This is a genomic window from Salarchaeum sp. III, assembly GCF_036418315.1.
In the GTDB taxonomy this organism is placed as follows: Archaea; Halobacteriota; Halobacteria; order Halobacteriales; family Halobacteriaceae; genus Salarchaeum.
This window is the reverse complement of record NZ_JAZHPG010000026.1, coordinates 204,387-215,657: the sequence shown is the minus strand read 5'-3', so window position 1 is coordinate 215,657 and position 11,271 is coordinate 204,387. Positions and strand designations below refer to the sequence as shown.

General features: G+C 67.5%; 11 protein-coding genes. 2 read left to right on the top strand and 9 right to left on the bottom strand.

Annotated elements, in window-relative coordinates; all coding sequences use genetic code 11:
- Positions 1-101 precede the first annotated feature (101 nt).
- Positions 102-1,655 carry a long-chain-fatty-acid--CoA ligase gene (locus U3A55_RS09875; protein WP_330991339.1) on the bottom strand — a complete coding sequence of 518 codons (1,554 nt, stop codon included), beginning with the start codon at positions 1,653-1,655 and terminating at the stop codon, positions 102-104.
- A 131-nt stretch (positions 1,656-1,786) separates the two neighbouring features.
- Between U3A55_RS09875 and U3A55_RS09870 the strand changes: the two genes are divergently transcribed.
- Entirely contained in the window at positions 1,787-2,953 is a 1,167-nt protein-coding gene (locus U3A55_RS09870) for a lactate 2-monooxygenase (RefSeq protein ID WP_330991338.1), read from the top strand.
- Here the strand turns inward: U3A55_RS09870 and U3A55_RS09865 are convergent.
- From U3A55_RS09865 to U3A55_RS09840, 6 genes are read right to left on the bottom strand one after another with little or no spacing between them, the layout of a single operon-like run.
- On the bottom strand, positions 2,948-3,916 hold the full coding sequence (locus tag U3A55_RS09865) for an LLM class flavin-dependent oxidoreductase (RefSeq protein WP_330991337.1): 969 nt from the start codon (positions 3,914-3,916) through the stop codon (positions 2,948-2,950). The two genes, U3A55_RS09870 and U3A55_RS09865, sit on opposite strands and share 6 nt — an antisense overlap.
- Entirely contained in the window at positions 3,913-4,377 is a 465-nt protein-coding gene (locus U3A55_RS09860; protein ID WP_330991336.1) for a redoxin domain-containing protein, read from the bottom strand. Before U3A55_RS09860 ends, U3A55_RS09865 begins: the two co-directional genes overlap by 4 nt.
- Positions 4,374-4,784, bottom strand: a complete 411-nt coding sequence (locus tag U3A55_RS09855) for a cupin domain-containing protein (protein ID WP_330991335.1) — start codon at positions 4,782-4,784, stop codon at positions 4,374-4,376. The genes U3A55_RS09860 and U3A55_RS09855 overlap by 4 nt, the downstream gene beginning before the upstream one ends.
- Before the next feature lie 45 nt (positions 4,785-4,829).
- On the bottom strand, positions 4,830-5,999 hold the full coding sequence (locus tag U3A55_RS09850) for a thiolase domain-containing protein (RefSeq protein WP_330991334.1): 1,170 nt from the start codon (positions 5,997-5,999) through the stop codon (positions 4,830-4,832).
- Positions 5,996-6,409, bottom strand: a complete 414-nt coding sequence (locus U3A55_RS09845) for a Zn-ribbon domain-containing OB-fold protein (protein WP_330991333.1) — start codon at positions 6,407-6,409, stop codon at positions 5,996-5,998. The genes U3A55_RS09850 and U3A55_RS09845 overlap by 4 nt, the downstream gene beginning before the upstream one ends.
- Positions 6,409-7,368, bottom strand: a complete 960-nt coding sequence (locus U3A55_RS09840; RefSeq protein ID WP_330991332.1) for a hypothetical protein — start codon at positions 7,366-7,368, stop codon at positions 6,409-6,411. Before U3A55_RS09840 ends, U3A55_RS09845 begins: the two co-directional genes overlap by 1 nt.
- A 142-nt stretch (positions 7,369-7,510) precedes the next feature.
- On the opposite strand from U3A55_RS09840, the gene U3A55_RS09835 reads away from it, so the two are divergent.
- Positions 7,511-9,154: an acyl-CoA synthetase gene (locus U3A55_RS09835; protein ID WP_442978300.1), complete on the top strand. Its 1,644-nt coding sequence runs from the start codon at positions 7,511-7,513 to the stop codon at positions 9,152-9,154.
- On the opposite strand, the gene U3A55_RS09830 is transcribed toward U3A55_RS09835, so the two are convergent.
- A complete protein-coding gene (locus U3A55_RS09830; RefSeq protein WP_330991330.1) occupies positions 9,151-10,464 on the bottom strand; it encodes a hydroxyacid-oxoacid transhydrogenase in 1,314 nt (437 codons plus the stop codon). The genes U3A55_RS09835 and U3A55_RS09830 overlap by 4 nt on opposite strands.
- Positions 10,465-11,268: an N-acyl homoserine lactonase family protein gene (locus U3A55_RS09825; RefSeq protein ID WP_330991329.1), complete on the bottom strand. Its 804-nt coding sequence runs from the start codon at positions 11,266-11,268 to the stop codon at positions 10,465-10,467.
- Positions 11,269-11,271: the final 3 nt, after the last annotated feature.

Here is an 11,271-nt window from a genome sequence, read left to right as displayed (position 1 = left end):
CGCTCGGGTGTTCGGCGACGCCTCGCGTTACTCGGCGTCGCCTACTCCTCACGGGTCGCACCGCTCCGCGTTCGGACGTTCGGTCAGCCCTGCGGGCTGACCTACTCCTCTCCCGCGAGTTCGTACTTCTGCACCTTTCCAGTGGTGGTGCGCGGGAGTTCCTGTACGAACTCAACCTCGCGCGGGTGCTTGTAGGGCGCGAGGTTGTCGAGGCAGAACTGCTTGAGTTCGTCCGCGGTCACGTCCGCGTCGGGCGTCTTGACGACGAACGCTTTCACGGTTTCGCCGCGGCGCTCGTCGGGGACACCGACGACGGCCGCGTCGGCCACGTCCTCGTGCTCGAAGAGCAACTCCTCGACCTCGCGCGGATAGACGTTGTAGCCGCCCGTGACGATCATGTGCTTCTTCCGGTCGACCACGTAGAAGAAGCCGTCCTCGTCGTGGTAGCCGATGTCGCCCGTGTGGAACCAGCGCTTCCCGTCCGCCTCGGTGAACGCTTCCTCGTTGGCTTCGGGGCGCTCGTAGTAGCCCTTCATCACGTTCGGGCCCGCGATGACGAGCTCGCCGGTGATTTCGTGGAGTGCGACCTCCTCCTCGTCGACGGGGCCTTCCTCGACGGCGTCGACTGTCTCGAAGTCGTCGTCCACGATGCGGGCGTCGACGCCGGGCAGCGGCTTGCCGATGCTGCCGGGGCGGCGGTCGTCGGGGTGGTTCGCGTGCGTGACGGGACTCGTTTCCGTGAGCCCGTAGCCCTCGCAGAGCGGCACGTCGTAGAGGTCGTCCCAGGTCTCGAGGACTTCCATCGGGAGGCCGCTCCCGCCGGAGTTCACGAACCGCAGACTGGAGAAGTCGAACTCGGCGGCGTCCGGCTGACTGACGAGGTCGTTGTACATCGCGGGGACGGCGTGGACGAGCGTGATGTCCTCGTCCTCGATGAGGTCGACTGCTTCCGCGGCCTCCCACTCGGGCATCGGGTAGTACGCGCCGCCGTTGAACAGCGTGCCGTTCATCGTGACGGTCATCCCGTAGATGTGGAAGAGCGGGAGGACGCCGAGATGGCGGTCGTCCGCGCGGATACCGTCCGGAATGGGGGCGTCGGCCACGTCCGCGTCCCAGTAGAGGTTCTCGTGCGTCAGGAGGACGCCCTTCGGCGTACCCGTCGTGCCGGACGTGTACGGCTGACAGGCCACGTCGTCGTCGTCGCGCTCGACGGGGCCGAACGTGTCCTCGGCGAGGAACTCCTCGAACGCGGTCGAGGTCTCGGTCTCCGCGCCGACGGTGACGACGAACTCCACGTCGGTGTCCTCGCGCACGTCCTCGACGTGTTCGACGAGGCTCGGGAGGGTGACGACGGCGTTCGCCCCGGAGTCCCCGAGGAGGTGTTCGAGTTCGCGCGAGCGGTACTGGGGGTTCATCGGCACGACGATGCCGCCGGCGCGCATGATGCCGTGGAAGGCGGTGACGAACTGCGGGAGGTTCGGTAGGTACACCGCGACGCGGTCGTCGGGCTGGATGCCCTCTCGTTCGAGCGCCGCCGCGAACTGGCCGGTGCGCTCCCAGAACTCCTCGTAGGTCTGTTCGCGCCCCTCGTAGTGGATGGCGACGTTCTCCGGGTGGTCGTCTACTGCGCTCCGGACGTTCTCGACGAGATTCATGGTCAAAGCGACGGCCGTCCCCGCCTTAGGTATTGTGAACGTTGTTCATCGAGCGTCGAGTTTACCTTAGTTTCGTTCACTCGGACGCCGGTCGAGCGAACAGTTAACACACATCAGTCGAAACCCCGAGTATGGAGAACCCGGGCGACAGCCGACAGCAGGCGGTGTACGGACAGGGAATGCTGATGGGCGAGACGCCCGACATTCCGCCGAAGTTCGAGGAACTCGAACGCCAGGCGCTCGACGCGATGAGCGACGAGGCGTACGCGTACGTGAAGGGCGGCGCGGGCAGCGAGGACACCGTTTCCGAGAACCGGCGGGCGTTCCGCGACCACCGTATCGTTCCCCGAATGCTCCGCGACGTGTCCGAACGCGACCTCTCCGTCGAGGTGCTCGGACAGACGCTCCCCGCGCCGGTCGTGCTCGCGCCAATCGGCGTGCAGTCCATCATCCACGAGAACGGCGAACTCGCGACCGCGGACGCCGCCGCCGACACCGGCGTCCCGATGTGCCTCAGCTCCGCGTCCTCCGAGACGCTCGAAGACGTCTCTGACGAACTCGGGGACACGCCGAAGTGGTTCCAGCTCTACTGGTCGAGCGACCGCGACATCGCCGCGAGCTTCGTCGAACGCGCCGAAAACGCCGACTACGACGCGCTCGTCGTGACGCTCGACACGCCGATGATGGGGTGGCGCGAACGCGACGTCTCCCAGGGATACCTGCCGTTCCTCGACGGCGAGGGCGTCGCGAACTACACGAGCGACCCCGCCTTTCGCGACCTGCTCTCCCAGCCGCCCGAGGAGAACATGGACGCCGCGTTGAGCGAGTTCCTCGCCGTCTTCGGGGACGCCACGCTCACCTGGGACGACCTCGACTGGCTCACCGACCAGACAGACCTCCCGATAGTGCTCAAGGGCATCCTCCACCCCGCTGACGCCCGCCGCGCCGTCGAGAAGGGTGCGGACGGAATCGTCGTGTCGAACCACGGCGGCCGCCAGGTGGACAACGCCGTCGCCGCGCTCGACGCCCTCCCCGGAGTCGTGGACGCGGTCGGCGACGACGCGGACGTGCTGTTCGACTCGGGAATCCGCCGGGGCGCGGACGCCATCGTCGCGCTCGCGCTCGGCGCGGACACCGTTCTGCTCGGCCGCCCCTACGCGTACGGCCTCGCGCTCGACGGCGCCGAGGGCGTACAGGAAGTCGTTGAGAACTTCCTCGCCGACTTCGACCTCACGCTCGCGCTCACCGGGAACACGAGTCCCGCCGACCTCGACCGCTCCATCTTCGTGGATTCATAGTTTCGCCGGCGCGAGCGCCTCGACGGTGCGCTCGACGAGCGCCGGACTCGCGTTCGACGGCGTCACGACCAGCGGCTCGTCAACCACCGGGAGCGCCGCGACCTCGCGCAGTCGTTCACGCGCCGTTTCGGGCGTGCCGGCGACGCCGAGCGCGTCCACCATCGCCTCGTTCACGCGCTCCCTGGCCGCCGCGCGGTCGCCGGAGCGCCACGCGTCCGCGACCGCCTCCGCCTCGTCGGGGAACGACTGCGCGACCGCGTTCTTGTAGCCGTCCGCGCTCCCGACGTAGTACGCGAGGTGGCCCCTGATGGCGTCGTACGCCTCGGCGCGGTTCTCGCTTACGGCCGACGGCACGTACGGCACCACGTCGATGTCGTCGGGGTCGCGGCCCGCCTCGCGCGCCGTCCGCGCCACCAGCTCGAACGCGGGTTCGAGGCGCTCGAACGGGATGTTGTGCGGGAGCCAGCCGTCCGCCACGCGACCGGTCGCGCGCCTGGTCGCCGGCCCGAGCGCCGCCGCGTACACGGGCACGTCCGCGTCCAATCCCGGGAAGTCCTGCACCGAGAACAGCTCGCCGTCGTACGACACGCGGTCGTCGGTTTCGAGAAAACGCCTCGCGAGTTCTATCGTCTCGTGGAGGCGCCGCGGCGGATTCGCGAACGCCGTTCCGTGCAAGTCCTCGACGGCTTTCGCGGTGCTCGTCCCGATGCCGAGCGTGACCTGGCCGTTCGTCGCCTCGCTGATGCTCGCCGCCGCACTCGCGAGCGCGGCCGGAGACCGCGAGTACGCGTTCACGATGCTCGTTCCCACGTCCACGTCCGTCCGTTCGGCGATGCGCGCGAGCGTGACGAACGCGTCCGTCCCCCAGAGTTCGCCCGTCCACACGCCCCGGTATCCCAGTTCCTCGGCGCGCTCCGCGAACGCCACGGGGTCGTCGCCCGCGAGCTGGACGCTCGCTCTCATCGAATCGCCTCCTCGATGTCGCTCGCGGGCATCGGCGTCGTCCAGTCGTCGAGCACCCATGCGGCTTCGACCGCGCGGTCGGCGTCGAGGAGGAACGCGCTCCGCTTCGGAATCCGCACGCCAGCCATGTTCTCGCGGCGCGCGAGCACGCCGAACTCCTCTGCCAGCCGGCCGTCCACGTCCGCGTAGATGCGGAACGGGCTGTCGAGACTGCGGAGGAAGGCGTTCTGGGCGTTCGGGCCGTCCCGGCCGACGCCGACGACGGGCACGTCGAAGTCGTCCCAGCCCCGGCGGTCGTACTGCCGCCACCAGTTCTCCGCGATGGCGCTGAACGCGAACCCGTAGAACACGAACAGCACGCCGCCCTCACTCACCTCCTCGATGGAGGTCGCGGTGAACACTTCGCCGTCGCAGAGCAAGCCCTCGCAGTTCCGCGGCCGGTCGCCGGGTTCGAGCGTCATCGGCCTCCTTCGTCGATGTCGTGGGGGTTCAGGCCCTCGTCCTGGATTGCGGGCGCGCCGAACGCGAACACGACTCCGGTCTCGTCGCCGACGTTCCGGTGGCCGTGCCCGACCATCGGTCCCGCCGCCCACCACGTCCCCGGCCCGGCTTCGACGACCTCCGTGTCGCCGGACCGCCCGAGTTTGAGGCTGAACGTCCCCTCGGCGACGTAGAACAGTTCTTCTTGCTCGCTGTGCGCGTGATAGCCGATTTCCTCGCCGGGGTCGATGTGCCACACCTTCGCCCGCATCTCCTCCAGGCCGAGCGCGTCGTCGACGGGGAGCATTCCGTGGTCGGGCGGCGTTTCGTCGTTCTCCGAGAGGTCGACTTGCTCCACTTCGCCCTCGCGGACGTACGCGTACTCCATGTGGAGTGCTACCGCAAAACGCGGGATAAATCTATGGCCGCCGGGCTATGGACGGTGCTTCGAGAGGACGTTGATGCAGGAGACGCTCCCGGTGGCGTCCCGGCCGATGCCGATGTTGTGCTGGAGGCCGTACTCGGGGTCGTTCTCCACCTGCACCGCGCCCGCCTCGCCGCGGAGTTGTTCGTAAATCTCGTTCACCTGCGCGACGCCGGTCGCGCCGATGGGATGGCCCTTCGCGAGCAGGCCGCCGGACGGATTCACGGGCTTCTCGCCGTCCAGGTGGGGCTTCCCGGATTCGACGAACGCGCCGCCCTCACCTTTCTCGCAGAACCCGAGGTCCTCGTACGTCACGAGTTCGGTGATGGTGAAGCAGTCGTGAACCTCCGCCACGTCGATGTCGTCGGCCGTGATGTTCGCTTCCTCGTACGCCTGCTCGGCGGCCTGCCGGGTCGCGGGGAATCCGACGAGCGACTCCGCTTTCCCGCGCTGGAAGGTGTCGGTCGCGAGTCCGCTTCCGGCGACCCAGACTGGGTCGTCCGTGTACTCGTCGACCACGTCCTCGCTCACGATGACGGTCGCGGCCGCGCCGTCCGTGACGGGACAGCAGTCGTAGAGGTTCAATGGGTAGGTGACCTGGGGGCTGTTCACCACGTCGTCGACGCTGCACGTGAACCGGTAGTGCGCGTGCGGGTACTTCGAGCCGTTCTCGTGGTTCTTCACGGACACCTCGGCGACCTGCTCGCGCGTGGTTCCGTACTCCTCCATGTGTCGGGTCGCGCGCAGGCCGAAGAACGCGGGCATCGTGACGCCGCGGCCGCGCCACACCTGTTCGAGGGACGCGCCCTCGATGAGTCCGCCCGCGGAGTCCCGCATCTTCTCCGCGCCCAGCACGAGCGCCACGTCCGCCGACCCGGCGCGCACCGCCTCGACCGCGGACCGGAACGCCGTGCTCCCGGTTGCACACGCGTTCTCCACGCGCGTCACCGGCATCTCGAACAGGCCCGTCGGATGGCTGAGACCCAGGCCGGACGAGGCGTTCTCGGCGATGTCGAGCGTGCCGAACCACGCCGCGTCGATGTCCTCGCTGTCGATACCTTTGTCCACGTCGTCCAGCGCGTTCAGGTACGCCTGTTCGGCCATGTCGTCGAACGACTGGTCGAACAGCTCCCCGAAGTCTATCATTCCCGCACCGGCGACCGCAACGTCGCGGCTCATAGGCGGTCACCCCGCGAGCGCTTGAATTTGAAGGAGTGGATTGGCAGGCTGTCCACGTCGAAGATGCGGCGGAAGTCGGCCTCGGCCTCCATCCCGATGTCGATGTTGTCGGGGTCGGTTTCCGTGAACAGGCCGTAGACGCGGGCGGGGTTGCCACCCGACGTTTGGGGAACGTCCATAATCGCGAGCGGGAGCGGTGTCTCGAACTCGTCCGGGAGGCGTTGCTGGACGACGTAGGACTGGACGGTGCCGCGCTCTTCGAGTTCGGTGTTCGTCCACTCGCCGACGGTCCCGCAGCGCTTGCAGATGTCGCGGAACTCGGGGAAGCTCACCCAGCCGCAGGCGTTGCACTCGCGGGCTTTGAGGCGTTCGTTCGCGTCCCGGTCCCGGGTGAACGGCGGTTCGTACATCAGGCGTCACCCCCGCGGAATCCGCGGTGTTTGCCGTACGGGACGTACTCCTTGCTCTCGATGTAGTCGTCGGTGGGCATCTCGGGTACTGAGTCGGTCGTGCGTTCGATGCTGAGCGCGTCACAGCCGCCGGGGCCGTAGCCGGCGACGAGGACGGTGTCGCCCGCGTCCGCGGCGTCGAGGCTCGCAGCGAGGTCGAGGAGGACGCCGCCCGCGCCCGCGAACCCGACCGCGTCGAACGTCGAGTCGAGGTCGGCGTCGAGGTCGAGCGCACCGGCGGCCTTCGACGCCCACCGGCCGTCAGGCGCGGGGAACGTCGCGCGGTCGAACGAACCATCGAGCGCGCCCGCGGCGGTCGTGACGGCGTCGAGGTAGTGTTCGCGATTGAATCGTCCGTCGCCCTCCTCGGGGGTCTCGCCCGCCTGCTTGAACCGGCCGACGAACCCGGTGGTCGCGACCGCGGTGTCCGCGAGGTCGGCGACGCCGTCGCCCTCGCCGAGGACGAGCGCACCCGCGCCCGCGCCGCCGGTCCGTTCGGCGCTCGTTCCCGCGTCGGCGGTGAGAACGTCGCTCGCGACGACGAGCGCGGTGTCGGCCCGGCCCGCCTTGATGGCGTCCCGCGCCGCGAGCACGGCGTTCGTCGCCGCCCGCGCGCTCCCCTGGAAATCGCCCACGCGGCTGTCCGTTCCGGCGCCGACCGCGGACGCGACGTGCGGGGCGACGCCGCGCTCGTCGAAGTCGTCGCTCGTCGTCGCCGCGTACACGGCGTCCGGCGCGTCCACGCCGGCGTGCGCGAGCCCGTTCTTCGCCGCCTGCACGCCCAGCGTCGTCACGTTCTCGTCGTGCGCGGGGACCGCGGTCTCCCCGCCGCCCGCGCGCTCGCCGTACTGTTCAGCGATTGTCGACCGCTCGATTCGGTAGAGCGGCACGTACGAACCGTACCCCCGTATCGAAACCATATCTAACAATGTCTGTGTATTCGCGAATAATAAATACCGACGTTCGATTGAGTATCTGGATAGTTTTCTACCGCTAAAACAGCCCGGCCCGGAATTTATAACGAACGTTGTATATTGTTACTGTGTGTCAATACCAGATCGAATCGACGCGTACCACTTCTACGAGGACGAGTGGAACGACTACGGCGAACTCCGGGACGGATTCGAGTGGGAGGTCCCGGAGCGGTTCAACATGGCGCACTACGTCTGCGACCGCTGGGCATCGGACGACGGCCGCGTAGCGCTGTTCGCGGAGGACGGCGACCGCGAACGCACCGTCACGTTCAGCGACCTCGCCGACCGGACGAACCAGCTCGCGAACCACCTCCGGGAGCGCGGCGTCGAACCCGGCGACTGCGTCGGCGTGAACGCGCCGCAGAAGCCGGAGACTGTCGTCGCCCACCTCGCAGCGTGGAAACTCGGCGCCGTTTCCGTCCCGCTGAGCACGCTATTCGGCGTCGACGGCCTCTCCTACCGCCTCGACGACTCCGACGCGGTCGCGTGCGTCGTGGACGAGTCGAACGCCGACACCCTCCGAAGCGTCAGAGACGACCTCGACGACCTCCACACCGTCCTCACCGTGGACGTCGACGACCCGGGCGAGGGCGAAACCGACCTCTGGGCGGCTATCGAGGGCCTCGAGCGAGACTTCGATGTCGCTGACACGCACGCCGAAGACGACGCCATCATCATCTACACGTCCGGCACGACCGGCGACCCGAAGGGCGTCCGGCACGCGCACCGCGTCCTCCTCGGCCACCTCCCGCTCTTCCTCACCTCGTTCTGCAACCTCGACCTCCGCGAGGACGACGTCGCGTGGACGCCGTCCGAGTGGGCGTGGGTCGCCTCGCTCTTCGACATCGTCTTCCCCGCGCTCTACTACGGCCGCCCCGTCGTGGCGTCCGCGGGCGGTCCGTTCGACCCGACCGACGCCTTCGAAACCATCGACCGCTACGACGTCTCCATCCTGTTCGCGCCGCCGACCGCGCTCCGGATGATGATGCGCGTTGAGGACCCCACGAGCACGCACGACACCGACTCCGTCCGCGTCATCGCGAGCGGCGGTGAATCCCTCGGGCAGAGCATCGTCGACTGGGGTGAGGACGTGTTCGCGGGCGCGGCCGTCCACGAAGCGTACGGACAGACCGAAGCGAACCTCCTCATCGGCGACTGCACCGCGCTCACCGAGTTCCGCGAGGGAACGATGGGACTGGCGGCCCCCGGCCACGACGTCCGAATCGTCGACACGGAGTCCGCGGAACCGACCGTCGACCCCGGCGACACCGGGGAGATAGCCGTCCGGTACGACGGCGACCCCGTCTGTTTCAAATCGTACCTCAACAAGCCCGAAAAGACGGCGGGAAAGGTCCGGAACGGCTGGCTGCTCACCGAGGACCTCGGCGTGATGGACGAGGACGGCTACGTGGCGTTCGTGAGCCGGACGGACGACGTCATCATCTCCGCGGGCTACCGCATCGGCCCGGAGGAAATCGAGGAGAGCCTCGCCGGCCACGACGCCGTCGCGAACGCCGCGGTCATCGGTGTGCCGGACGACGAGCGCGGGGAAGTTCCGAAGGCGTTCGTCGTGCTCGCGGACGGCTACGAACCGAGCGACGAACGCAGGGAGGAACTCAAGTCGCACGTGAAAGAGCGGCTCGCGAAGTACGAGTATCCGCGGGCGGTCGAGTTCATCGAGGAACTCCCCAAAACGACGACCGGGAAGGTGCGGCGCGCGGACCTCCGCTAATCCCAGTTGTGGAGCGCGTCGAGGAGAATCTCTCGAACGTCCTCCTCCGTGACGGGCCGTGGGTTCGTGCGGAGGAGCCGCTTTTGGGTTTCCACGGTTTGTTTCGCCAGCCAGTCCACGTCGTCCTCCGTGACTCCCGCGAGTTCGTTGAGGCCGCTCGGCAGGACGTTCAAGTCCTTCTGGAGCTGGATGTACTGCTCCTTGAGGGCGTCCGCGGCTTCGCGGTTCGTCATACCCGTGGTGTCCACGTCGAACATCTCCGCGAGGTCCGCGAACCGAGCGGGGTCGCTCGCGGAGTTGTAGTCGATGGTGCTCGCTGGCGTCAGCACGGCGATGGTCTCACCGTGTTTCGTGTGATAGCGGTTTCCGACGGGGTACGCCATCGCGTGACAGAGGCTCGCGCCCGCGGTCAGGCCCGCGATGGCGCCGAACAGCGCGCCCTGCAGCATGTTCTCCCTGGCTTCGAGGTCGTCGCCGTTGTGGACGGCGGTACGGACGTTGTTCGAGAGGAGGTCGATGGCCTTCTCCGAGAACATCTCGGTCAGGGGCGTGCGGCCCGCGTAGACGGGGCGTTCGGCGGGGTCGGTCGCGCGCATCAGTGAGTCGTACTCGTGGGTCGTGTAGCCCTCGATGGCGTGGCCGAGCGCGTCCATCGCCGTCTTCGCGGTGAGCTCCGGCGGAAGCGTCGTCGTGAACGTCGGGTCGATGACCGCGGCGTCGGCGCGCACGTGGTTGCTGGAGATGCCTTCCTTGATGTTCTTCTCCTCCACGGAGAGAATCGCGACGGGAGAGATTTCCGCGCCGGTTCCGGCGGTCGTCGGCATCAACACGAGCGGCGGCCCCGAGTTCGTGACCGGTTCACCCTCGCCCGTGGGCTCGGCGACGTAGTCCAGTGGCTCGCCGCCGTTCGCGACGATGGTGCGCGCGATTTTCGCCGTGTCCATGCAGCTTCCGCCGCCCAGTCCGACGTAGAAGTCGTACCCCTCTTCGCCTTTCTCGTCACGCACGAACCCGACGCAGTCCTCCACGTCCGAGACGGACGGCTCGCGCTGTGATTCGTCGTACACGTCCACCGCGAACCCGGCATCGGTGAGGGTGTCGACGACGCGGTCGGCGTGTCCGAGTTCGACGAGCGTCTCGTCGGTGACGACGAGGCCGTGCGCGTCCTCCGGGACGCCGAGGTCGCCGAGCTGGAACCCGAGTTCTTCCACCGAGTCGCGGCCGAACCGTATCTCCGGCATCTGGATGTGCCAGACCGTCTCCGGGGAGAGTTCGTGTCCGTCGGCGGAGACCGAGCGTTCGTAGCTCATCTATGACCACCCTCCCTGAATCGTCTCGAACTGAGCGGGGTCGTGGCCGTAGACGACCTCCGCGTCGTGGCGGCGTTCGAGGTCCTTGAGGCGTTGGAGGCTCTCAAACCAGTGCTGGTGGCTCCACAGGAGGCTTGCGCCGAGCGGTGTCTCGTCCTCGTAGTTCTCGCTCTGGTATATCTCGTCGCTCGCGAACACAACTGTTCCGGCATCGTCGAGGTGAATCATCGTTCCGGTCATGCCGGGGGTGTGACCGGGAAGTCGGATGAACTCCATGTCCTCGAAGTGCGACTCGCGGTCCTGGTGGAGGATCTGCCAGTTCAGGTCGTGGTCGAAGTCATCGAGGATGTACGCGCCACTCCCCTTGTCGGTCTTCGCGCTGTAGTACGCGAACTTCACCTCTTCTTCGTGCACGTAGACGGGAACGTCGGTGCCGTCGAAGTGATGGAGGCCGCCCGCGTGGTCGAGGTGGAGGTGCGTCTGGAACACTGCGTCGATGTCGTCGAGGCTGTAGCCGGCGTCAGCGAGGTCGCCCTCGAGCGTGTGTTCGCGTACGTCGTGGGGATAGAACGCCTGTTTCAACCCTTCCGGCCAGTGGCCGTCGAGTGCGTCCTCGTGGTTGCCGGTGTCCCAGAGGATGGTCGCCTCGGGGTGGTCGATGACGAGGTTCCACACCGGGATTTCGATGTAATCGGTGTCCGGGTTCGGTTCGTCGTGCGAACCGAGCGTGTTCCCCTCGATGAGGTAGTTCAGGTCACATTTCAGTCCGCCGCGGTCGATGACCTCAATGGTAGCGTCCACCATGAA

What these genes read in the sequence shown, in the direction of transcription:
- U3A55_RS09875 (WP_330991339.1), bottom strand. Translation starts at nt 1,655, where the DNA reads ATGAATCTCGTCGAGAACGTCCGGAGCGCAGTAGACGACCACCCGGAG.
- U3A55_RS09870 (WP_330991338.1), top strand. Translation starts at nt 1,787, where the DNA reads ATGGAGAACCCGGGCGACAGCCGACAGCAGGCGGTGTACGGACAGGGA.
- U3A55_RS09865 (WP_330991337.1), bottom strand. Translation starts at nt 3,916, where the DNA reads ATGAGAGCGAGCGTCCAGCTCGCGGGCGACGACCCCGTGGCGTTCGCG.
- U3A55_RS09860 (WP_330991336.1), bottom strand. Translation starts at nt 4,377, where the DNA reads ATGACGCTCGAACCCGGCGACCGGCCGCGGAACTGCGAGGGCTTGCTC.
- U3A55_RS09855 (WP_330991335.1), bottom strand. Translation starts at nt 4,784, where the DNA reads ATGGAGTACGCGTACGTCCGCGAGGGCGAAGTGGAGCAAGTCGACCTC.
- U3A55_RS09850 (WP_330991334.1), bottom strand. Translation starts at nt 5,999, where the DNA reads ATGAGCCGCGACGTTGCGGTCGCCGGTGCGGGAATGATAGACTTCGGG.
- U3A55_RS09845 (WP_330991333.1), bottom strand. Translation starts at nt 6,409, where the DNA reads ATGTACGAACCGCCGTTCACCCGGGACCGGGACGCGAACGAACGCCTC.
- U3A55_RS09840 (WP_330991332.1), bottom strand. Translation starts at nt 7,368, where the DNA reads ATGGTTTCGATACGGGGGTACGGTTCGTACGTGCCGCTCTACCGAATC.
- U3A55_RS09830 (WP_330991330.1), bottom strand. Translation starts at nt 10,464, where the DNA reads ATGAGCTACGAACGCTCGGTCTCCGCCGACGGACACGAACTCTCCCCG.
- U3A55_RS09825 (WP_330991329.1), bottom strand. Translation starts at nt 11,268, where the DNA reads ATGGTGGACGCTACCATTGAGGTCATCGACCGCGGCGGACTGAAATGT.